This is a genomic window from Aphanothece sacrum FPU1 (genome assembly GCF_003864295.1).
GTDB lineage: Bacteria > Cyanobacteriota > Cyanobacteriia > Cyanobacteriales > Microcystaceae > Aphanothece_B > Aphanothece_B sacrum.
The window spans coordinates 839412-859766 of the sequence record NZ_BDQK01000001.1; the positions used below are offsets into that span (position 1 = coordinate 839412).

At 39.5% G+C, this 20355-nt stretch carries 23 protein-coding genes, 1 tRNA gene and 2 rRNA genes; 19 read left to right on the top strand and 7 right to left on the bottom strand.

What is annotated here, in order from left to right; translation table 11 throughout:
- Positions 1-34: 34 nt before the first annotated feature.
- From rfbC to ggt, 9 genes are all read left to right on the top strand, one after another.
- On the top strand, positions 35-580 hold the full coding sequence (gene rfbC, locus AsFPU1_RS03895) for a dTDP-4-dehydrorhamnose 3,5-epimerase (RefSeq protein WP_124977990.1): 546 nt from the start codon (positions 35-37) through the stop codon (positions 578-580).
- 15 nt (positions 581-595) lie between these two features.
- Positions 596-1297 carry a response regulator transcription factor gene (locus AsFPU1_RS03900; RefSeq protein ID WP_124977992.1) on the top strand — a complete coding sequence of 234 codons (702 nt, stop codon included), beginning with the start codon at positions 596-598 and terminating at the stop codon, positions 1295-1297.
- Between the two features lie 338 nt (positions 1298-1635).
- Positions 1636-1788 (top strand): hypothetical protein, encoded by a 153-nt coding sequence (locus tag AsFPU1_RS22440; RefSeq protein ID WP_172957581.1) that lies wholly within the window; start codon positions 1636-1638, stop codon positions 1786-1788.
- Positions 1769-1945: a DUF2949 domain-containing protein gene (locus AsFPU1_RS03905; protein WP_124977994.1), complete on the top strand. Its 177-nt coding sequence runs from the start codon at positions 1769-1771 to the stop codon at positions 1943-1945. The genes AsFPU1_RS22440 and AsFPU1_RS03905 overlap by 20 nt, the downstream gene beginning before the upstream one ends.
- Positions 1946-2118: 173 nt before the next feature.
- Complete coding sequence (locus AsFPU1_RS03910; RefSeq protein ID WP_124977996.1) at positions 2119-2421, top strand: DUF2499 domain-containing protein; 303 nt, start codon at positions 2119-2121, stop codon at positions 2419-2421.
- 9 nt (positions 2422-2430) lie between these two features.
- Positions 2431-2730, top strand: coding sequence for a DUF3593 domain-containing protein (locus tag AsFPU1_RS03915; RefSeq protein WP_265415790.1), 300 nt, complete (start codon positions 2431-2433; stop codon positions 2728-2730).
- Between the two features lie 13 nt (positions 2731-2743).
- The gene (locus AsFPU1_RS03920) at positions 2744-3004 is read left to right on the top strand and encodes a DUF4160 domain-containing protein (protein ID WP_124978000.1); all 261 of its coding nucleotides are present in this window, start codon (positions 2744-2746) and stop codon (positions 3002-3004) included.
- 3 nt (positions 3005-3007) lie between these two features.
- Positions 3008-3283 carry a DUF2442 domain-containing protein gene (locus AsFPU1_RS03925; RefSeq protein WP_124978002.1) on the top strand — a complete coding sequence of 92 codons (276 nt, stop codon included), beginning with the start codon at positions 3008-3010 and terminating at the stop codon, positions 3281-3283.
- On the top strand, positions 3280-5010 hold the full coding sequence (gene ggt / locus AsFPU1_RS03930; RefSeq protein ID WP_124978004.1) for a gamma-glutamyltransferase: 1731 nt from the start codon (positions 3280-3282) through the stop codon (positions 5008-5010). The genes AsFPU1_RS03925 and ggt overlap by 4 nt, the downstream gene beginning before the upstream one ends.
- Here ggt and AsFPU1_RS03935 read toward each other — a convergent pair.
- Positions 5007-5348, bottom strand: coding sequence for a helix-turn-helix domain-containing transcriptional regulator (locus tag AsFPU1_RS03935; protein ID WP_124978006.1), 342 nt, complete (start codon positions 5346-5348; stop codon positions 5007-5009). The two genes, ggt and AsFPU1_RS03935, sit on opposite strands and share 4 nt — an antisense overlap.
- 221 nt (positions 5349-5569) lie before the next feature.
- Between AsFPU1_RS03935 and accA the strand changes: the two genes are divergently transcribed.
- From accA to folE, 3 genes are all read left to right on the top strand, one after another.
- Positions 5570-6544 carry an acetyl-CoA carboxylase carboxyl transferase subunit alpha gene (gene accA, locus AsFPU1_RS03940; protein ID WP_124978008.1) on the top strand — a complete coding sequence of 325 codons (975 nt, stop codon included), beginning with the start codon at positions 5570-5572 and terminating at the stop codon, positions 6542-6544.
- A 300-nt stretch (positions 6545-6844) separates the two neighbouring features.
- Positions 6845-7573, top strand: coding sequence for an SDR family oxidoreductase (locus AsFPU1_RS03945; protein ID WP_124978011.1), 729 nt, complete (start codon positions 6845-6847; stop codon positions 7571-7573).
- A 27-nt stretch (positions 7574-7600) separates the two neighbouring features.
- On the top strand, positions 7601-8329 hold the full coding sequence (gene folE, locus AsFPU1_RS03950; RefSeq protein ID WP_124978013.1) for a GTP cyclohydrolase I FolE: 729 nt from the start codon (positions 7601-7603) through the stop codon (positions 8327-8329).
- Between the two features lie 366 nt (positions 8330-8695).
- Here the strand turns inward: folE and AsFPU1_RS03955 are convergent, their stop codons facing one another.
- Positions 8696-10546 carry a DCC1-like thiol-disulfide oxidoreductase family protein gene (locus AsFPU1_RS03955; RefSeq protein ID WP_124978015.1) on the bottom strand — a complete coding sequence of 617 codons (1851 nt, stop codon included), beginning with the start codon at positions 10544-10546 and terminating at the stop codon, positions 8696-8698.
- Between the two features lie 3 nt (positions 10547-10549).
- Positions 10550-11506, bottom strand: a complete 957-nt coding sequence (locus AsFPU1_RS03960) for a hypothetical protein (protein WP_124978017.1) — start codon at positions 11504-11506, stop codon at positions 10550-10552.
- 188 nt (positions 11507-11694) lie between these two features.
- Between AsFPU1_RS03960 and AsFPU1_RS03965 the strand changes: the two genes are divergently transcribed.
- The 4 genes from AsFPU1_RS03965 to AsFPU1_RS03980 all read left to right on the top strand — a co-directional run bounded on the left by AsFPU1_RS03965 (position 11695) and on the right by AsFPU1_RS03980 (position 15750).
- A complete protein-coding gene (locus AsFPU1_RS03965; RefSeq protein WP_172957582.1) occupies positions 11695-13518 on the top strand; it encodes an LA_3751/LA_3752 family putative glycosyltransferase in 1824 nt (607 codons plus the stop codon).
- 19 nt (positions 13519-13537) lie between these two features.
- Positions 13538-13996 (top strand): cupin domain-containing protein, encoded by a 459-nt coding sequence (locus AsFPU1_RS03970; protein WP_124978019.1) that lies wholly within the window; start codon positions 13538-13540, stop codon positions 13994-13996.
- Positions 13997-14006: 10 nt separating this feature from the next.
- Positions 14007-15122 carry a DegT/DnrJ/EryC1/StrS family aminotransferase gene (locus AsFPU1_RS03975; RefSeq protein WP_124978021.1) on the top strand — a complete coding sequence of 372 codons (1116 nt, stop codon included), beginning with the start codon at positions 14007-14009 and terminating at the stop codon, positions 15120-15122.
- A 205-nt stretch (positions 15123-15327) separates the two neighbouring features.
- Positions 15328-15750, top strand: coding sequence for a DUF29 family protein (locus tag AsFPU1_RS03980; protein WP_124978023.1), 423 nt, complete (start codon positions 15328-15330; stop codon positions 15748-15750).
- Positions 15751-15875: 125 nt separating this feature from the next.
- On the opposite strand, the gene AsFPU1_RS03985 is transcribed toward AsFPU1_RS03980, so the two are convergent.
- The 4 genes from AsFPU1_RS03985 to AsFPU1_RS04000 form a co-directional block, all read right to left on the bottom strand.
- Entirely contained in the window at positions 15876-16649 is a 774-nt protein-coding gene (locus AsFPU1_RS03985; protein ID WP_124978025.1) for a polyprenol monophosphomannose synthase, read from the bottom strand.
- Between the two features lie 82 nt (positions 16650-16731).
- Positions 16732-16956 (bottom strand): hypothetical protein, encoded by a 225-nt coding sequence (locus AsFPU1_RS03990; protein ID WP_124978027.1) that lies wholly within the window; start codon positions 16954-16956, stop codon positions 16732-16734.
- 37 nt (positions 16957-16993) lie between these two features.
- The gene (locus AsFPU1_RS03995; protein ID WP_124978029.1) at positions 16994-17554 is read right to left on the bottom strand and encodes a glutathione S-transferase family protein; all 561 of its coding nucleotides are present in this window, start codon (positions 17552-17554) and stop codon (positions 16994-16996) included.
- 77 nt (positions 17555-17631) lie between these two features.
- Complete coding sequence (locus AsFPU1_RS04000; RefSeq protein ID WP_125061047.1) at positions 17632-17826, bottom strand: hypothetical protein; 195 nt, start codon at positions 17824-17826, stop codon at positions 17632-17634.
- A 425-nt stretch (positions 17827-18251) separates the two neighbouring features.
- On the opposite strand from AsFPU1_RS04000, the gene AsFPU1_RS04005 reads away from it, so the two are divergent.
- The 3 genes from AsFPU1_RS04005 to AsFPU1_RS04015 all read left to right on the top strand — a co-directional run.
- Positions 18252-19742, top strand: a 16S ribosomal RNA gene (locus AsFPU1_RS04005).
- A gap of 205 nt (positions 19743-19947) precedes the next feature.
- A tRNA-Ile gene (locus tag AsFPU1_RS04010) sits at positions 19948-20021 on the top strand.
- 151 nt (positions 20022-20172) lie between these two features.
- Positions 20173-20355, top strand: a 23S ribosomal RNA gene (locus AsFPU1_RS04015); the annotation flags it as partial.

The window sequence follows — 20355 nt, forward strand, 5'->3', positions numbered from 1 at the left end:
ATTTTTCTTGTTATTTTATCTATAACAATTTCCTATGAAAGTGACTCCTACTGCTATTCCTGATGTTTTGATTATTGAACCCCGTGTTTTTGGCGATGATCGAGGCTTTTTTTACGAAAGTTATAATCATCAACAGTTTATCGATGCTACAGGAGTTACTATCAATTTTGTGCAAGATAATCACTCCCGTTCCTTAAAAAATGTGTTGCGAGGATTACATTATCAAATTCAGCAACCTCAAGGAAAATTAGTCAGAGTTGTGGTGGGAGAAGTGTTTGATGTTGCAGTAGATATTCGTCAAAGTTCCCCGACTTTTGGCCAATGGGTAGGATGTCTTTTGAGTGCGGAAAATAAGCGGCAATTTTGGGTTCCTCAAGGATTTGCTCACGGTTTTTTAGTAGTTTCAGATGTGGCAGAATTTTTGTATAAAACTACTGATTATTATGCCCCTCAGTATGAGAGAAGTATTGCTTGGAATGAGCCTGAAATTGGTATTGAATGGCCCTTAAACGAAGATCCTATCCTATCGGGTAAAGATCAAGTTGCTGTTTCTTTAAAAGAAGCAGAATTATTCCCATAGTTTTTATTCAAAATCATGAATATTTTAATTGTTGAAGATCAGAACGAAATCGCTAAATTGATTCGAGATACCTTAGAAAGAGAGTCATTTTCTTGTCAAATCGCGTCCGATGGGATGGCCGCATTAGAACTATTTCAACAACAACAACCGGATTTAATTATCCTTGATTTAATGTTGCCAAAATTAGATGGACTAGAAGTTTGTACCCGAATTCGTCAAAAACAAACAGTAAAAGACCCTTATATCCTTATGTTAACCGCAAAAGGAGAAGAAATAGATCGGGTAATTGGATTGTCAACAGGGGCCGATGATTATTTAGTTAAACCTTTTAGTCCTATCGAATTAGTTGCTAGAGTTAGGGCCTTATTACGACGGAGTTTACGTCATGAAATAAAACTTAATAATATTTATCAAAGTTCTCATTTTACAGTTGATTTAGATCGTCATATTGCTACTTATAAATTAGATAATCAAGAAGAAACCTTAGAATTAACTACACTAGAATTTAGTTTATTATCTACTTTTATGAGTTATACAGGAAGGGTATGGAGTCGCAGTCAACTCATAGAAAAATTGTGGGGAGATGACTTTTTTGGAGATGAAAGAGTCGTAGATACTCATGTTAGAAGATTACGCAAAAAAATAGAACCTGACCCCGCTAACCCTTCCTTTATTAAGACTGTCGTTGGAGTGGGATATAAATTTGAAGACCATTAATTTAACCCCTACGGGGTCAACTTAAAATGAAACCCCAAGACACACAAGCTTTCCCACCATCCCACCCACACCCTGCCAAGGGTGGGGTTAACTGTAGAAAGCCTGCCTACCTGTATTTACCCCAGGCTAATTTTACATAAAGTCCGCGAAGGCGGACTTTGTTACTATAGCCACAGGCTTTAGCCTGTCGGCATTTTGGACTAAGTTGACACCAATGACAGTCGTTGACCCTTACCATCTCGTCCCTATCATGCTTATTAAATTTTGACAAGGTTCCTTGCTTTTTTTTTACATAAAGATTAAAATAATTTACATAAGTTTACATAACCCCTGCAATTATGAATATCCTAATGCTTGAACTCGTTGCTATTGTGTCTATGGCGATCGCCATCAAAACCCTTCAGACACAAAAACAGACTGAAACCATAATTATAGCTGTTCGTACCAATGAAACTTTGATTAATGAGAGAAATGTTAGAAAAATTAATTAGTTTTTTACAAGATGAATTAGACGTTCCTAAAGAACAAATTAACCTTGCGTTGCGTCATACCCAAGCAATTCCTAACCAATTACCCATGCAATTATGGCAATATGGGTTAATTAACATGGGTCAATTAGAAAAGATTTTTGATTGGTTAGAATCATAAAATGATGTAAGGGCGAGTTTATTTAACTTTTGGTTTAGAATCATAAGATCATGTCAAAAACCCTCCGGCGGGTTTATCTAGTTTTTTGGTGAGAATCATGGATTTATGTAAAAAACCCACCCCTACGAAAATTATCCCCTACTGTTAACAACTTATACCTATCTGAATTATTAATGAATGCTTTATCAATTCCAACTTGGATAGTTCATGTTTCTAGTGTTATTGAATGGGTTGCTGCTATTTGGTTAGTGTGGACTTATGCCGAAGTTAGTGGTAATCGTTATTGGCAATGGTTATCATGGGGAATGTTACCCGCTTTATTAAGTGCCACCTGTGCTTGTACTTGGCACTTTTTTGATAATGCTGACTCCTTAACTTGGTTAGTTACCTTACAAGCTGCCATGACAGTTGTGGGAAATTTTACCCTTTTTGGTGCAGCTTGGTGGATTTATAAACAGTCCCAATTAAACATTTAATACTCAATCATGATAATTTCTAAAGATACTTTATTTGGGGTTTCTCTATTTCCTTATTTAGGATTTTTATGGTTTATGACCCGTTGTCACCAAACCCCTAGATTAGCGTTAATTGGCTTTTATGTATTATTAATCTTTGTGGCGGTAACTATTCCAGCCGGAATTTATGCTAAAGTTCACTATCACGAAGCATTGGCTAATATTGATTGGTTACATGGCAGTGCCGAATCTTTTTTAAGTATATCTAATATTTTAGTTGTCTTGGGATTTCGTCAAGCTATTATTAATCAACAAAAAGAGAAAACCTAGAAGAAGTTTTGTGATGCCAGAAATAAGCCGTTTTTTAGGAATTATTATCACAATGTATTACAATGACCATCCGCCTCCTCATTTCCATGTCCGTTATAACCAACAAAAAGCGATTATTGACATAGAAAACTTTTCTATTATTGAAGGAAAATTAACGCCTAGAGTCCTTGGTTTAGTCATCGAATGGGCTGGCATTCATCAAACTGAATTACGGGAAAACTGGCAACGAGCGAGACAACAACAACCCTTAGAACAGATTCAACCTTTAGAGTAAAATATGTTAAAAGATATTATTGAAGTTCAACCTAGAGAAAATTATCAACTTTATATTAAATTTGAAGATGAAAAAGAGGGAATTGTTGACATTACCAAATTAGTCCAATTTACAGGAATCTTTGAACGATTAAAAGAATTAAACTATTTTCAATCCGTCAAACTTAACCCAGAATGGGGAACAATTTATTGGGAAAATGGCGCAGATTTAGATCCGGATGTCTTGTATTCAATAGTAACGGGTGAAACAATTTATCAAGATAAATCAAGAGCAATATGAAGAAAATTACTAGACTATTTTCGGTTGTTTTATCTATCAATATTACAACAATTGATGTTATTGCCCAAGATGTTCCTATCTACGATTCTCAAGCAATTTTTCATCCCGTTATTAGCAAAAATGGCATGGTTGCTTCCCAAGAAGATTTAGCAACTCAAGCAGGATTAGAAGTATTAAAAGAAGGAGGAAATGCGATTGATGCAGCAGTAACTGTTGGCTTTACTTTAGCCGTTACTTTACCACGTGCTGGTAATTTAGGGGGTGGAGGATTTATGTTAATTCACTTAACTAAGCAACAACAAACCATTGCCCTTGATTATAGAGAAAAAGCCCCCCTTGCTGCTACAGAAAATATGTTTCTTGATGAAAATAGCAACGTTGATCAAAAAAAAGTAAGATTTAGTCATCAAGCTGTCGGGGTTCCCGGTACGGTTGCCGGGTTAGCAATGGCCTTAGAAAAATATGGCACAATTTCACTAAAAAGAGCTTTAGAACCAGCCATAAAACTAGCAGAAAATGGCATAATTGTTGATGAAGATTTGTATAATTCTCTAATCTTTTCAAGAAGAAATTTACAGAAAAATCCGGCTAGTTTGGCTATTTTTTATAAATCTGATGGAAGTCCTTACCAAATCGGAGAGAATTTAAAACAAACAGACTTAGCAAATAGTCTTAAATTAATTGCAAAACAAGGAATTAAAGCCTTTTATCAAGGGGATATTGCTGATAAGATTGTGGCGGATATGGAAGCAAATAATGGATTAATTACGAAAGAAGATTTAGCCAAATATCAGCCAATTATTCGAGAACCGATTGTCGGAAATTATCGCGGATATCAAGTCTATTCTATGCCACCGCCAAGTTCTGGTGGTGTTCATTTAGTGCAGATATTAAATATCTTAGAAAACTTTCCTATTCAGTCTTTAGGACAGAATACCGCCTCCACCCTTCATCTAATGGTTGAAGCGATGAAATTTGCCTACTCAGATAGGTTTAAGTTTATGGGAGATTGGGATGTTATCAACATTCCTATTCCTCGCCTAATTTCTAAAAATTATGGGAATAGCTTATCAAAAAAGATTAATTTACAACGAGCAACTCCTAGTCAAAATATTCTGCCTCACCCGATTTTTCAATCAAATGAAAGTAAAGAAACAACTCATTATTCTGTAATGGATCGTTACGGAAACGCAGTAGCCAATACCTATACCTTAAACTTTAGTTATGGAACGGGTATAATGGCCAAAGGAACAGGAATTTTATTAAATAATGAAATGGATGATTTTGCGGCTAAACCTGGGGTTCCTAACGCGTCTCAACTGATTGGAAGTGAAGGCAATAAAATTGCGCCTGAAAAACGAATGCTCAGTTCAATGACTCCCACTATTGTGATGAAAGAGGGAAAACCTTGGTTAGTTACAGGAAGTCCAGGGGCCAGTCGTATTATTACTACTACTTTACAAATTATTATGAATGTTATCGATCATAAAATGAATATTGCCGAAGCGACAAATGCTCCGCGAATCCATCACCAATGGTATCCTGATCAAGTTCAGGTAGAACGAGGAATTAATAAGGATACAATTGAGTTATTAGAAAAGAAAGGTCATAAGATAATTAAAAGTAGTTTTGCTATGGGAAGTACCCAAAGTATTATGTATGAAAAGGGCCGGTTTTATGGAGCCTCTGATACTCGACAACCAGGAGCATTAACATTAGGATATTAAGCCACAATTGAAGATTCAGAACAAGAGGTTATTGTCACTCCAATATTTACATTTAGCTCTTTAAGCAGAACTGAGTAAATAGTAGTTAAATTATCCATGGTAGGATTACCTTTAGCTGATAGCATTCGATGAAGACTTTTACTTGGCTTAGAAGTTTGGATGGCAAGTTCTTCAAAACCTATAGTTGAATTTACTAAATCTCTCAATATAAGTCTTGCAGTGTCTGGTTCACCATTAAGAAAAAGACATGTAGCTTCATCAAGCAAGGCCTTAGCAAATTCAGTATCTTGATTGACTCGCTTATTAACTGTTTCTTTAAAATCTCTAGTTAGTGCCATGATAACTACCTCTTGTTAGCCTGTTTTTTTCTCTTTTGTAAGATATTCTTGAACTTTCATCTTAGTCTTTATAGTAACTTATATGTTACTTCTAGTCAAGTTTTTTTTCTGATAAGATCGTAGATATTGATTTATTTTAAATCCCTTTGCGTCTTTGCGCGAGATTAAACCCCCAATCTCTTATAATGAATTAGGCTCTACACCTAGCCATTTTAAATTCCATGACCAAAAACGAACGCCGAACTTTTCTGTTGGACTTTGAAAAACCTTTGTGGGAGTTAGAAGCCCGTATTAATCAAATTCGGGAACTAGCAGAGGAAAATAATGTCGATGTCTCTGAGCAAATCGCCCAACTCGAAAGTCGTGCTGATAATTTACGTCAAGAAATTTTTAGTACACTTAACCCTTCCCAACGTCTCCAATTAGCCCGTCATCCCCGTCGCCCCAGTACTCTCGATTATATCCAATCCATCGCCGATGAATGGTTTGAATTACATGGCGATCGCGGGGGATACGATGATCCAGCTTTAGTCGGAGGTGTGGCCCGTTTAGGAGGTCGTCCGGTGGTAATTATGGGCCATCAAAAAGGACGAGATACTAAAGATAATGTAGCTCGTAACTTTGGCATGGCCGCCCCTGGAGGCTATCGAAAAGGCCTGCGCCTCATGGAACACGCTAATCAATTTGGAATGCCCATAATCACCTTTATTGATACTCCTGGGGCCTGGGCCGGCGTAGAAGCAGAAAAATTAGGGCAAGGAGAAGCGATCGCCTATAATCTACGACAAATGTTTCGCTTTGATGTGCCAATTATTTGTACAGTTATTGGAGAAGGGGGTTCCGGTGGGGCCTTAGGTATTGGAGTTGGCGATCGCTTACTAATGCTCGAACACGCTGTTTATACTGTAGCTACTCCAGAAGCTTGTGCGGCTATTTTGTGGAAAGACGCGAAAAAATCCCCTCAAGCGGCCGTTGCCCTCAAAATTACCTCTGGAGATTTAAAAGAGTTAGGTATTGTTGATGAAGTGGTGGTTGAACCTTCTGGTGGGGCCCACGCTAAACCCCTAGAAACCGCTTCTCACCTTAAGCAAACTCTTTTAAGAAATCTTGAAGAACTCTTTACAATGAGTGGGCAACAACGCAAGGAATTACGTTATCAAAAATTCCGCAAAATAGGGGTATTTTTAGATAAATGAGCCTTATTTTTGACTTTTTTGAGGTTTACTCAAGAAAATTCCATTAGTTTTGGGAATCAGAAGTAAAAATGTTATAATAATCAAAGTAAACATTTGTAACAGTTTTTTAAGCTAAAGAGGGAAACCGAAAAGAAACTAGGGTAGGTTTTACCCCAGTTTACTGTTTACATCCTGAGCTTAAGAGACTTCTTTCGCTAAGGGAATGACCTTGCATTTAATCAGGTTTCCCAGAGAAAGACTTTTTCGATGAGAGTGTGTTACCTCACTCATCGATGGATTTTATAGAGTCCGCATTATATCATGAATTCTTCCTCAAGTCAACTGCGAGCCATTATTACAGGAGCCAGTAGTGGGATCGGCAAAGCGACCGCTTTAAGGTTTGCCCAAGCCGGAATTAATGTAGCTCTTGTGAGCCGTTCGTCCCAGAGGTTAGAATCAGTTGCTCAAGCTGCCCGACAACTAGGGGTTGAAGCCAAAGCCTACGTTATAGACTTGAGCCAACTATCAGAAATACCGGCCAAGATTCAAGAAATTATCCCTGATTTTGGTGGTGTTGAAATTATAGTCAATAACGCGGGAATGGGCTACACCAATTTGTTAAGAGAAACCTCTTTAGCTGATTGGCAACAGGTAATGGACTTGAATCTAACCAGTGTGTTTCAGTGCGTTCAAGGGGTATTACCTTATATGCGCGATCGCCACCAAGGAACCATAATCAATGTGGGTTCTGTGGTTGCTCAACAGCCGTTTCCCAGTTGGGGGGCTTATGGTGTGAGCAAAGCGGGTTTAGTGGCTTTTTCCAAAGTCTTAGGGATGGAAGAAAGAGCCAATGGAATCCGGGTTGTGACAATTAATCCTGCCGCCGTTAATACTTCTCTTTGGGATAGTGATACGGTACAGGTCGATGTTAATGGGATTGATATGCTAACTCCCGATATCATTGCTCAGACTATTCTTCATGCGGCCCTCTTACCAGCCGAAGCCGTAATTGAACAAATGACGATTTTACCAAATCCTCGAATCTTATAATCCTCCATTAGAATTTTATTTCAACTTATGACTATAGCGTCTTCCAACGGAATTAATCGGACTAACTCGAATCCTTCTAATGGTTCTGACCTTCTTAGCCCTAATCTAGCGGAGAAAGTTTATACGCGACCTGATCGCAATACCCATAACGGAAACCCTCCTCAGATTCATCCTACACCTGATATTAGCAAAGAGAAGATGATGGAAGCGGTACGAACCATGTTACTAGGAGTCGGAGAAGATCCTGATCGTGAAGGACTGCTCAAAACCCCCAAACGAGTAGCAGAAGCGATGCAGTTTCTTACTCAAGGATATAATCAATCCTTAGAGGAGTTAGTTAATGATGCCATCTTTGATGAAGGCCATAGCGAGATGGTACTTGTACGAGACATCAATTTTTTTAGTTTGTGTGAACACCATATGTTACCTTTTATGGGAAGGGCCCATGTTGCTTATATCCCCAATCAAAAGGTAGTGGGACTGAGTAAGTTAGCGAGAATCGTGGAGATGTATTCTCGTCGTTTGCAAGTACAAGAACGTCTCACTCGTCAGATTGCAGAGGCGATTCAAGAGATTTTAGAACCACAGGGGGTAGCTGTTGTGATGGAAGCGACTCATATGTGTATGGTGATGCGGGGGGTACAAAAACCAGGATCTTGGACTGTTACGAGTGCGATGGTGGGGTTATTCCAAGAGGAACAAAAAACTCGTGAAGAATTCCTGAATTTAATTCGTCATCAACCGAATTTTTTTTAACAGACACTTTGAAAAGTGTAACTACTAAAACAAAGCCCGCCTGCGCGGGCTGATTTATTTTTTAAAGACACTTGATAACTCTGAACTCCTAACACCGAACTTAGGTTATTAACTTGTAGGGGCATGGCAATAATAAGTTGATGGTTTTCAGAACAAACTCACTATTAACTTGTAGGGGCATGGCAATAATAAATTAATGATTTTCAGAACAATATAACTAATGCCATGCCCCTACCGTATTAATTTGTCGGGGCCTGGCGATAATGAGTTATCAAGTAACGATTATTGGATAAATAATACTTCTATGCAAAGAACTTTGCCTAACTGTCATAATTCAGAAAATCCTAATGATCAATTCTCATTAGATCAATCTAAACAAGATTGTTGCCATTGAATAATTTTTTCTACATTTTGGGGAGTACCTGGAGGAACAGTTCTCTCTTTCATAAAGAAAATATTGATACTAGCGAGTTGTTTATCTCCTTGGTGTTTACTATTCCACTGACGACATAAATAGGCCCCATAATGAGGATATAATTTTTTGCCCATCGCTCGATTAAGATTAATAAAATAGACTCGCCATTGTATCGTTTTATAAAGGTTTCTACGCTGTTTAACAGTAGGTTTTTCCCAACTAACAGGACTATCTTCTTGAAGAAGATTAACTTCAGTGCCATCCTTAAGTTTTCCAATAATAACGTGCCAACCATCATCTCTTGGAGGTGCAGGAGCAAAAATACTCCAAGATTGGTCTAAACGAGTTACATGACTAAGAATATCAATAGTTTGAAATGTTTTTTTGTGTAAAACTTTATAGACTAAACTAACCCAATCATTTTGGGATGCTACCCTACGTTGAACTGTTTGGTTAACGAAACTTTTGAGATTCCAAATTGTTGTTAAAAATAATAAGACTAAGGTAATAATATTTAAAGGTAAAGATGATTTAATTTCCAGGGTACGAAACTTTAAAGGTTTAGTAAATAGACCAGCTTTTTTGCGATTTTTGGCTATTACTTCATAAAATTTTGTTCCTACTTTAATCACGGGTTGCCATCTAAGTAAGGGCGTTAACATCCTAAATATTGGCGATAAACTACAGACATAAACAATACCTTCAAACTTAAAATGTCGATTTTCTTGCCAATCTACTACAACCCAAGAATTTTTAGCTAACATATCAGCATAAATTGACTCATTATCCTGAGCAACTAACAGGGGTGTCCCTGGCAAAATTAAAAATGTTCGTATTAAATGAACAACTTTCTTGCAAAAACCGCAGTCTAAATCGTAATAAATAGTTAATCCTTGACGTTGTGGAGTCTTAATATTATTGACGGCTCCATCCCATATTACACTAGGAATTAAAGCCAACCAATTAATAATACTGATATAGCTTAAACCTCCAATAGAGAAAGACAATTCAAAACCGATATGTAACAGAATAAATGAGATAATCGCAACACAACGGAAAAAATTGGTACGGAAGGGAATAAATAACATTAACGGCCCTAACCATTCAAATCCAAGAGCAGCAAAGGTAAGAACTCTCTGAAAAGGAATAGGTAAGCCTAATAAAAATTGACCAAATTCCGTAACATATTGGTCAAAACTCAAGGAATAATAAACCCCGTCTCCATCAGGCCACCAAATAGGACTTTGAGATTTATAGGCAGCTGACCATATATAAATAAAACAAAGCTGAATAATAAAGGCAACTGTCGCTCCACTTACTATCCTTTTAGGCAAAGGTTTTGTCGAAGAATTAAGCGCGCTATCAATGGAATAAGTAGCTCCCAAAGGTAAAAACATCGCCCAAAAAAGCATCGCTCGCAGAACATCATCTCCAGCAAAAATTAAAGCAGGATTTCTATTTTGTAAGGAAATATTTAAAGCCCAAGTTGCTATAATTGCCAGTTGTGTGCGATAACCAACTAATAGGGCTAGAGCGATTAAAAAAGCTACGCAAAATAGTAAGACTTGAAACAAAAAATGACCGTTAAGCAGATGAAGTGACCAATACCAAGGATTTAGTAATTCTTTGCTTAAAGCGGCTCCTGGAAGTACTCCAGCATCCGTATAATGGGCGTTTAAACCTTGACTCCTGCTAATGAGATCGGCGATCGCAATTAAAGCTAAACCGATACGAAATACAGCTAAGGAACGCAAGTCTAGCCCAAATATAGCGGTTAATTTAGAGGTAGCTTGATCATTCATCGTTTATCGCTCGGTTTTAGCTTTGAGAAGGCCTAAGTCGGTGAGGACAGGTTTTAGTTGTTGGGCTAGTTGTCTTGATCTAATTTTGCGGGCTTCTGGGATAAGGTGATGATGGGTATCAGCGAACAACCTAGAATCAGTTTTTAGGTTATAAGAGGTTTTATCGTAGACCAGAGGGGCAATTTTACCCAGATTTTCCACAATATTCTTCATGTTACCAACTGTTTGGGCATCAGTCTTGGCATAGACCCACGGGAGAGACAATACTAGGGTAGCTCCTTTAGCTTCCACTTCTTGGCGGAATTGGGTAATACGGGAGATCGCGTGTGGAGAAATAGGTTGACGTATCGACCATTGCCACCATTTTCCCTTGCGATATTTGGCTTCTTCGGGATCACCTCTTTTTGTAATAGGATCAGAATAATAACCTGTAATTTTGCCTGTTTCGAGCAATTCTATAGTAGATTTAGTGATAGATCTTAAGGAAGGAACCCCCAACATCCAAGCTGCTTGAGTTAACTCTTTTGGGGGAACTCCCCCTAAACCCGGTCGTCCAGTAGCCAAACCAAAGGGTGCTGAGCGTTCTAATAAACCATCCTCGTCAAGAAGAATTAGGTCTTCAGGAATTAGTAGTACAATATCCCCTGGACGCACTGATTCTAAAATAGTTGGCAGAATGACATTCAGACCTACCGGCCCATCTAACCCCATATTCATGACGGGGATACCTAATTTCTGCTCGATGATTTCGGAATTAATGGAATGGTGGGCCCCTGAACCTCCCATAATGATCAGCCTTTGCGGGGCTTTGATTTCGGCAGCTAATACTACCTTATGAAAGTACATGGCTCGTAATGAGCTTAATTCGCCACCACCAGAATATACATTATAAACAAATCCAATTGACCAAGCTGCACTTGCTGCCACAAACCAGGGAAGAAGTTTAAAAATTTTCGGCATAGGCCATCACTGTCATGACGAATAAATCTTATTGTAGTCTATGTTTGTTGGGTTTCGTGCCTCAACCCAACCTACAAACAGTAGGGGTCAACGGCCGTTGACCCCTAGGCCGTTGACCCCTACAACAAAGATACATCTTAGGGTATAATGTGTCGGTTATGGAGTGTGTTAGTTTTCCTGGATTTGAGATGAAAATTGGAAACAACGGAATTCCTTGGGGAATTATCTTTGCTGGAATGTTATTTTCCCTATATTTAGTCTGGCAAATTCCCAATGGAGTCTATTTTAGTGGTGATGGTGGACTAAAGGCTTTATTAGCTCAGCAATTGAGTGCTGGAGTGTTTCATTTTGACCTTGTAAAACCTTCAGAAATCTGGATACAAAAGCTTTGGTCTGAAGGATTATATGCTTATCAGGAACCATTTGTCTATTATTTAAACAACCGATATTTTATTACATTTCCCTTTCCTTTTTCTTTAGTTACTGCTCCTTTTTATGCCTTATTTGGTTATCGTGGGTTGTATATTGTTCCCTTGGTTGCAACTTGGGTTATTTGGGGTACTTTTTATGGGATGTGTCAACGTTTTAAGTTAAATCTTTTTAATACTTCACTGGCTTTATTTATTCTCATATTTGCTTCTAATTTAACCTTATATAGTGCTATGTATTGGGAGCATACTCTAGCAGTTGCTCTTTGTTTTGCAGGAATGGCAATTTTATTTAGTCCTACAGAAACAGGAAATTTATCAAGCAAAAATGTAATTTTAAGTGGCTGTTTAATTGGGTTTTCAGCTTGGGTACGTTCCGAATTTTTTGCTATGGTAGCAACTCTGACTTTTTTGGGATGTTTATTAACCATATTAAATCATAATTACTTTCAAAATATTAGAGAAAAAATTAAATTAAATCAGTCTTATTTCTCAGTTCAAAAATTAATATTTTTTTTAATTTCCCTCTTTACTACCGTTGGGTTATTTTTTCTGTCTAATCAACTAATATATGGTCATTTTTTAGGAATTCATGCTCTACAAATAGTTGAAGGTTTTACCTTGGCTAGACGGCTAAAAGAGGCTTGGGAGAGTCTTCAAGAAATTAGTCTAACCTTTTTTGAATATTTTCCTATTGCCATTTTTCCCCTGTTATATATATTTCTTAATTTACTTAAAAAAGCCACTAATAAAGTTGGTGTTGGTTTGGTAATTATTGGCTTACTTTTCTTGATTTCTCTCCAAGGAGTGACTCTGGTTCTAAACTGGAAAACAAACGACTTAAGCGCAATTAAAAATTGGGTGAAACAGTGGGGTATTTTATTATTTATATGTGCCAGTTGGCTATATTTATTAAGAAAAGTGGATGTTAAAGTAACTCCTAGAATGATCTTAATTTATGGCATTTGTATATTGTTTACGGTAGGTGTTGCCTTATTAGTAGATTCTGGTTCAGATGAGATTGCAGTAGGTGGCAAACAGTGGGGGCAAAGATATTTGTTAATTCTGCTTCCTTTCGTCTCTTTAATGGGAGTACAACAATTAAATGTTATCAAAGAAAATTCCCCATCTATCCCTCATAATATTAGTTTATTTTTCGTAGGTATTCTGTTAATAATAAGTTGTCACAAGAATCTTTATGAAGGTACTGTATTTTTTCAAAAAGCTCATGAAGGTGTTGCACCTGCCATTGAAGCATTGCAAAAAAATTCTAATCGTATCATTGTAGTCTCTCATCAATATGCTGCACAAGTGTTAGAGTCTCCTTTAAGGAAAAATAAAATTTTCTTCCGCATAGAAAACAGTCAAAATTTAGTTAAACTAGGTAATGCTTTAGTGGAAAATAATCAATCTAGTTTTATCTATGTTTGCTATCCCCATCGTGAATGTAAACTTCCTCAAGAAAGTCCCGAAAATTGGAAATTTGCCGTTGAGGGTCAAAATTTTCAGATAAAAATGTTAAGTTTGGGTAAGATAGGTAAATATCCCATGTATGAAGTAGCAATCAAACCAATTAGAATATAGTAATAGTATTTAGACAAAAATGACCCAACCAACTGAACTTTCCACAATAATTCAAGAAATTGTCTATAATGGCGAGACACTAGCTATTATCATTCCCTCTGAATTTGATGAACCTGGTATTCATTTCTTTACTCCCGATAGTTTCTCTCAACAACTGGCCTATATGAAGCATCCGACGGGTAAATCTATTATGCCCCACGTTCATAATCAGGTGCGTCGGGAAGTATTTTACACTCAGGAAGTTCTCGTACTAAAAAAAGGCAAGCTGCGGGTCGATTTTTTTAACGATAATCAAGAATATTTAGAAAGTCGTATCCTCAAAGCTGGAGATGTGATTCTTTTAATTAAAGGAGGACATGGTTTTGAAGTATTAGAAGCGGTAGAAATGATTGAAGTTAAACAAGGGCCCTATGTTGGGGATGGAGACAAAACCCGTTTTCCCAGTATAGATAATAACCAGATAAAAATTACAGAGTGAGTTAATTGTAATGGAGTTTATACCCGTTAATCAGCCCCTACTTAATGGTAAGGAAAAACAATATCTTAACGAATGTATTGACACTGGTTGGATTTCCTCAGAAGGCCCTTTTGTCAAGAAGTTTGAAGAAGATTTTGCCGCACGAATGGGGCGAAAATATGGCATTGCTGTTTCTAATGGTTCTGTAGCTATTGATGCGGCCATTGTTGCTTTGGGTATTGGCCCTGGGGATGAGGTTATTCTGCCAACTTTTACTATTATCTCCTGTGGTGCAGCTATAGTACGAGCAGGGGCTATTCCCGTCGTCGTAGACTCCCACCCTCAAACCTGGAATATGGATATTAGTAAGCTTGAGGCTAAGATTACCCCCAAAACTAAAGCTATTATGGTAGTTCATATCTACGGATTACCTGTAGATATGGTTCCATTATTAGAACTAGCCCACAAGTACGGTTTAAAGATAATTGAAGATGCGGCCGAAATGCACGGCCAAACCTATCAAGGGCAACCCTGCGGTAGTTTTGGAGAAATTAGCACCTTTAGCTTCTATCCTAACAAACACCTGACTACTGGGGAAGGAGGGATGATTCTAACCGACGATGAGACTTTGGCCGAACGCTGTCGTTCTTTACGGAATTTATGCTTTCAACCTCAGCAACGTTTCATTCATGAGGAGTTAGGTTGGAATCTACGTTTTACTAACCTTCAAGCGGCAGTAGGACTAGCTCAACTGGAACGGTTAGATGAATTTGTGATTCGTAAACGTCGCATGGGAAAATATTATACTGAACTATTGGCTGATATTGCTGACTTAGAACTGCCAATTCCTCAAACTGAGTACGCTGATAATATTTATTGGGTATATGGGATAGTATTAAAAGATAATGTACCGTTTGATGCGGCTGAAGCGATGAAGAAGTTGCGCGACTATAATATTGGAACTCGTCCCTTCTTTTGGTGTATGCACGAACAACCTGTTTTTCATAAAATGAGATTATTGCTCAATGAGTCTTGTCCGGTAGCAGAAAGGTTAGCCCGTCGGGGATTCTATGTACCCAGTGGATTAGGGTTAACAGATGAGCAAATAGAACGAGTTGCACAAGTTCTCAAGGAAATTTTTAAGTAGGGTGGATTAGACGCGACCATGATTTTGAGGGAAAACTAATAAATTTTAGGGCGCGTCGTAACCCACCATTTCCACAAAATCTTGTGTTTATTAGGATTTGGGTTTGTTAGGTTTCGTTCCTCAAACGCCACTTCCTCTACTTGGGGAAACCCCAAGACCGGAGTGACTCCCCAACCTACAATCTTATTCTGGAAAAAGGTGCAAAATGGAAGAATTATTAGAGTTAAAGGATTTGCTGTTGGCCGGGAATATCCCTGATGCTTTGGTGCTAGTAGAGGAAATGACCGAAATGAGCAAAGATGATAAACTTAATAAAATTTTTAGCTTTGCTAAGATTTTACTCTTACATCTTATCAAACAAGCAGCAGAAAAGCGCACAACTCGATCATGGGATTTGTCTATTGCTAATGCGGTAAAAGAAATTCAACGCACTAATAAACGTCGCAAAACTGGTGGTATATATCTAACGGAGGAAGAATTACGCGAAACTTTAGAAGATGCCTATGAATTGGCTTTGAGGGCTGCAGCTAAGGAGGCTTTTGAAGGTAAATACGAAGCAGAAGAAATTGCAGCGATGGTCAATGAAACTGAAATTATTAATCAAGCAATGGAATTAATTTTAGAGTAATCCGAAAATTAAAGAATATTTATCAGTTTCCCTTTTGTTTTTTGCATGAAAGCATTTAAAATACGTTTTAGCTTATCCCGTGATTTTGGTTTGTTGGGTTTCGTTGCTCAACCCAACCTACAAATTTAATTCTTTTTATTGCGCCAAAGTCTAACAATTGTTGCCACGTATTTACGTCCCTTACTCAGATAATCCCACAAATTAATCCCTGTTTTACTATCTCCAGAGGTACGAGGAACACAAACATAAGGGACTTCTATTAATCTATATCCCCGTCGTCCGGCCTGACATAAAAAGTCGATACAATATTCTCCATAGTCTCCCCGTAGGGGGATACTTTCTAATACTTCTGCTCGTGCCGCAATGAAGCCACTGGTATAGTCATGTGCCTTATCCCCTAATAATAATATAGCAAAATTATTGATAATCCAACTTAATATTCTAGCCATTAAACCGTGAGCAATATCGGTTCCCCCCGAAACCCAACGAGAACCTACTGCCACATCAGCCCCTTGTTCAATGATTGCCTGAACCAGCTTAAAAACGTCTTCTGGAGGCATGGATAAGTCACAATCCATCCAAGTGACAATATCCGCTTTATAAGTGTGAATCGCCTGATAAATGCCCTCTCGAATGGCCGAAGTTAGACCCTTTTCATTAATACGCCGTACTAATGCTACCCCTTTCTGATTAGGAAAGTCAGCATAAGAAGATGCCAAACGTTCTACCACCTCCCAAGTCCCATCGGGGGAGTTATCATCAATAACTAAGACGAGATAGGGACTCGGAACACTAGCTAAAAGGCGTTCGATTAAGGGTTTGATATTATCTCGCTCGTTAAATGTAGGCAAGATAGTACATACTAGGGAGTAGGATGTTGAATCTTGAGGATTGGGCATAAATTAGATATACTGTGATACGGCTGCTTTATGGGTCTTTGAACATCCTATCTTTTCTATTCTATTCTAGCTTTGTGTTAACTTATCTACGTCCTGTTTCATGTTTTTGATAGGCTTTAGCAGAAGCGCGAATCCAAATTGAGGCAGCAAACCCAAAGGGAACTATCATAACACCGAGTCCCGTAAAAATGGGGTGTTCCCTACCCCAAGGAAAAAGCATCAAAAAGGCAATAATTCCAGCACAATAGATTAAACCCAGGATAGGTAGTCCCAGAACAAGTAAGGCAAATTTAGTATCTTTATCCATAGTGAACACTCCTCACAAAGGTTAAATTAGTTGCTGTTTATGCTGTTGGTTGACCAATAGTCTTTTGAAAGGCGGGACGTTCATTAATGCGTTGAATGTAGGCTAATACAGCCGGATAGCTACTTAAATCTAGCTTTAACATAATCGGAATGTAGGCTAAAATAGATCCCACTGCCACATCAGCAACCGTAAATTGATTACCCAATAAATAGGCGTGACTCTCAAAAATTTGGTTTAAGGTAGCGAGTAGTTTGGGTGCTTCTCGTTCCCTGCTGGCTTCCACAAATAAACCTGTAGCTAATGTAGAATTCCCAAAGAGTACCCATTGAGTCATAATACTACGTCCTGCTAAATAATCGGGTAGTTGCTCATATTTTTCCGCTAAATAGAGTAATATGGCTCCTGATTCCCATAATTTGAAGTCATCATCGAGAATAGCAGGAACTTTGCCCATGGGATTAATGTCCAAAAATTCGGGTTGACGATGTTCCCCATTTTCCATGTCGAGTAAGACAAATTCGTAAGGAACCTCTAATTCTTCTAAGTACCATTGAACGATAGAGGCCCGACTGCGTTTGCCCCCATATAGTTTAAGCATAATTGATGATTTATATACTGCGTTTTATTCTACCGAATAAAAGACCCCTAAGTTACAGGGGTCTTTTATTATTTACCTTAAAAAACAATTTCATCTCGTAATCGCTGAAATAACGCCCGATTAGCTAATAATTCAACCCGCATACCCGCATCCTTACCAAAGGCGACCCCATCACGGGTTAACTCATCCCATTTAGCCCCCAATTGCTCACCTAGTGGATTCTTGATTCTGGCCTTTCTACTACTAATACGAGCAATAATCCACATATACATCGGCTCTCCTGCACTTATTGTTCCCTAACTGTGCGATCACTATAAATACCAATTGTGGGGTATTCATCTACTGGGTTGTATTCCAGCCATTAAAACCCGTATAAATACTTATGAGGGTCAAGAAACCTGTCATCAAGGACAAAGCCGCCAAACCCTTACGGGGAGTATATTTGAAAAAAAGTCAAAAAAACTTTGGGAAAACCCTTGACATTCCCTGGGAGTTTGGTTATATTTGTAAATGCGCGGTTGAGAGACAAACAACTCACGCCGCTCCGAACCTAGACAAACCAATAGTTTGAAAGCTTACGAAAGACAGCCCTTGTTATTTGAAGCAATTATATCTCATTATAACCTAGATGTCTAGGGAATAAAAGAGGAAAAAAAAGAGTCAGTCACGAAAGACTCTTGAGAGCTTGCGCTCAAACACTATGGAGAGTTTGATCCTGGCTCAGGATGAACGCTGGCGGTATGCCTAACACATGCAAGTCGAACGGTCACTTAGGTGATAGTGGCGGACGGGTGAGTAACGCGTGAGAATCTGCCCTCAGGATGGGGACAACAGTTGGAAACGACTGCTAATACCCGATGTGCCGCAAGGTGAAAGATTTATCGCCTGAGGAGGAGCTCGCGTCTGATTAGCTAGTTGGTAAGGTAAAGGCTTACCAAGGCATCGATCAGTAGCTGGTCTGAGAGGATGAGCAGCCACACTGGGACTGAGACACGGCCCAGACTCCTACGGGAGGCAGCAGTGGGGAATTTTCCGCAATGGGCGAAAGCCTGACGGAGCAATACCGCGTGAGGGAGGAAGGCTCTTGGGTTGTAAACCTCTTTTCTCTGGGAAGAAAAAAATGACGGTACCAGAGGAATAAGCATCGGCTAACTCCGTGCCAGCAGCCGCGGTAATACGGAGGATGCAAGCGTTATCCGGAATCATTGGGCGTAAAGCGTCCGTAGGTGGTTTTTCAAGTCTGCTGTCAAAGCCTGGGGCTTAACCCCAGATAGGCAGTGGAAACTGGGAGACTAGAGTTCGGTAGGGGTAGCGGGAATTCCCAGTGTAGCGGTGAAATGCGTAGATATTGGGAAGAACATCGGTGGCGAAGGCGCGCTACTGGGCCGAAACTGACACTCACAGGACGAAAGCTAGGGGAGCGAAAGGGATTAGATACCCCTGTAGTCCTAGCTGTAAACGATGGAAACTAGGTGTGGCTTGTATCGACCCGAGCCGTGCCGAAGCTAACGCGTTAAGTTTCCCGCCTGGGGAGTACGCACGCAAGTGTGAAACTCAAAGGAATTGACGGGGGCCCGCACAAGCGGTGGAGTATGTGGTTTAATTCGATGCAACGCGAAGAACCTTACCAGGGCTTGACATGTCGCGAATCTCTTAGAAATAGGAGAGTGCCTTCGGGAACGCGAACACAGGTGGTGCATGGCTGTCGTCAGCTCGTGTCGTGAGATGTTGGGTTAAGTCCCGCAACGAGCGCAACCCTCGTTTTTAGTTGCCATCATTAAGTTGGGCACTCTAGAGAGACTGCCGGTGACAAACCGGAGGAAGGTGAGGATGACGTCAAGTCAGCATGCCCCTTACGCCCTGGGCTACACACGTACTACAATGGTTGGGACAACGGGTAGCGACCCCGCGAGGGCAAGCGAATCTCATCAAACCCAGCCTCAGTTCAGATTGCAGGCTGCAACTCGCCTGCATGAAGGAGGAATCGCTAGTAATCGCAGGTCAGCATACTGCGGTGAATTCGTTTCCGGGCCTTGTACACACCGCCCGTCACACCATGGAAGCTGGCCACACCCGAAGTCGTTACCCTAACCCTTGTGGAGGGGGACGCCGAAGGTGGGGCTAGTGACTGGGGTGAAGTCGTAACAAGGTAGCCGTACCGGAAAGGTGTGGCTGGATCACCTCCTTTTAGGGAGACCTTCTTTCATTATGAATGCAAAATGACGAATTATGACAAATAATTCAGAATTTATAATTTATAATTCATAATTTAAGACATCCCAAGGTCGTGCAAGGGGAAGAAAAATCGTATTAAAGCTTTCAAACTAGGAAGTCTGTTCGGGTCAATCAGCCAACAGCAGTCAGTCAAACAACTGATAACTGATAACTTCTAAGGGCTATTAGCTCAGCTGGTTAGAGCGCACCCCTGATAAGGGTGAGGTCCCTGGTTCGAGTCCAGGATGGCCCACCTAATTGTTTCGACTGACCCTATTTGTTCAGCACCGAGTCTTACCTTCATGAGTGAGACAGACTGCTGGGCCCTATTAGTAGTCCAGTACAGCACCTTGAAAACTGCAGAATAACGAGTCAAGAAAAAAGTCAATTGAAGATGACCTATTGGTCAAGCTACAAAGGGCTAACGGTGGATACCTAGGTACACAGAGGCGATGAAGGACGTAGTTACCGACGAAACGCTCCGGGGAGCTGGAAGCAAGCAATGATCCGGAGATATCCGAATGGGGCAACCCCTAGTACGGTCATCTGAATATATAGGATGACGCGAGCCAACCGGGCGAACTGAA

What these genes read in the sequence shown, in the direction of transcription:
- AsFPU1_RS03960 (WP_124978017.1), bottom strand. Translation starts at nt 11,506, where the DNA reads ATGCCGAAAATTTTTAAACTTCTTCCCTGGTTTGTGGCAGCAAGTGCA.
- AsFPU1_RS03990 (WP_124978027.1), bottom strand. Translation starts at nt 16,956, where the DNA reads ATGGATAAAGATACTAAATTTGCCTTACTTGTTCTGGGACTACCTATC.
- AsFPU1_RS03975 (WP_124978021.1), top strand. Translation starts at nt 14,007, where the DNA reads ATGGAGTTTATACCCGTTAATCAGCCCCTACTTAATGGTAAGGAAAAA.
- AsFPU1_RS03980 (WP_124978023.1), top strand. Translation starts at nt 15,328, where the DNA reads ATGGAAGAATTATTAGAGTTAAAGGATTTGCTGTTGGCCGGGAATATC.
- AsFPU1_RS03995 (WP_124978029.1), bottom strand. Translation starts at nt 17,554, where the DNA reads ATGCTTAAACTATATGGGGGCAAACGCAGTCGGGCCTCTATCGTTCAA.
- ggt (WP_124978004.1), top strand. Translation starts at nt 3,280, where the DNA reads ATGAAGAAAATTACTAGACTATTTTCGGTTGTTTTATCTATCAATATT.
- AsFPU1_RS03945 (WP_124978011.1), top strand. Translation starts at nt 6,845, where the DNA reads ATGAATTCTTCCTCAAGTCAACTGCGAGCCATTATTACAGGAGCCAGT.
- AsFPU1_RS03915 (WP_265415790.1), top strand. Translation starts at nt 2,431, where the DNA reads ATGATAATTTCTAAAGATACTTTATTTGGGGTTTCTCTATTTCCTTAT.
- AsFPU1_RS22440 (WP_172957581.1), top strand. Translation starts at nt 1,636, where the DNA reads ATGAATATCCTAATGCTTGAACTCGTTGCTATTGTGTCTATGGCGATC.
- AsFPU1_RS03920 (WP_124978000.1), top strand. Translation starts at nt 2,744, where the DNA reads ATGCCAGAAATAAGCCGTTTTTTAGGAATTATTATCACAATGTATTAC.
- rfbC (WP_124977990.1), top strand. Translation starts at nt 35, where the DNA reads ATGAAAGTGACTCCTACTGCTATTCCTGATGTTTTGATTATTGAACCC.
- AsFPU1_RS03970 (WP_124978019.1), top strand. Translation starts at nt 13,538, where the DNA reads ATGACCCAACCAACTGAACTTTCCACAATAATTCAAGAAATTGTCTAT.
- AsFPU1_RS03900 (WP_124977992.1), top strand. Translation starts at nt 596, where the DNA reads ATGAATATTTTAATTGTTGAAGATCAGAACGAAATCGCTAAATTGATT.
- AsFPU1_RS03910 (WP_124977996.1), top strand. Translation starts at nt 2,119, where the DNA reads ATGAATGCTTTATCAATTCCAACTTGGATAGTTCATGTTTCTAGTGTT.
- AsFPU1_RS03925 (WP_124978002.1), top strand. Translation starts at nt 3,008, where the DNA reads ATGTTAAAAGATATTATTGAAGTTCAACCTAGAGAAAATTATCAACTT.
- AsFPU1_RS03955 (WP_124978015.1), bottom strand. Translation starts at nt 10,546, where the DNA reads ATGAATGATCAAGCTACCTCTAAATTAACCGCTATATTTGGGCTAGAC.
- accA (WP_124978008.1), top strand. Translation starts at nt 5,570, where the DNA reads ATGACCAAAAACGAACGCCGAACTTTTCTGTTGGACTTTGAAAAACCT.
- AsFPU1_RS04000 (WP_125061047.1), bottom strand. Translation starts at nt 17,826, where the DNA reads ATGTATATGTGGATTATTGCTCGTATTAGTAGTAGAAAGGCCAGAATC.
- AsFPU1_RS03985 (WP_124978025.1), bottom strand. Translation starts at nt 16,649, where the DNA reads ATGCCCAATCCTCAAGATTCAACATCCTACTCCCTAGTATGTACTATC.
- AsFPU1_RS03965 (WP_172957582.1), top strand. Translation starts at nt 11,695, where the DNA reads ATGAAAATTGGAAACAACGGAATTCCTTGGGGAATTATCTTTGCTGGA.
- AsFPU1_RS03935 (WP_124978006.1), bottom strand. Translation starts at nt 5,348, where the DNA reads ATGGCACTAACTAGAGATTTTAAAGAAACAGTTAATAAGCGAGTCAAT.
- folE (WP_124978013.1), top strand. Translation starts at nt 7,601, where the DNA reads ATGACTATAGCGTCTTCCAACGGAATTAATCGGACTAACTCGAATCCT.
- AsFPU1_RS03905 (WP_124977994.1), top strand. Translation starts at nt 1,769, where the DNA reads ATGTTAGAAAAATTAATTAGTTTTTTACAAGATGAATTAGACGTTCCT.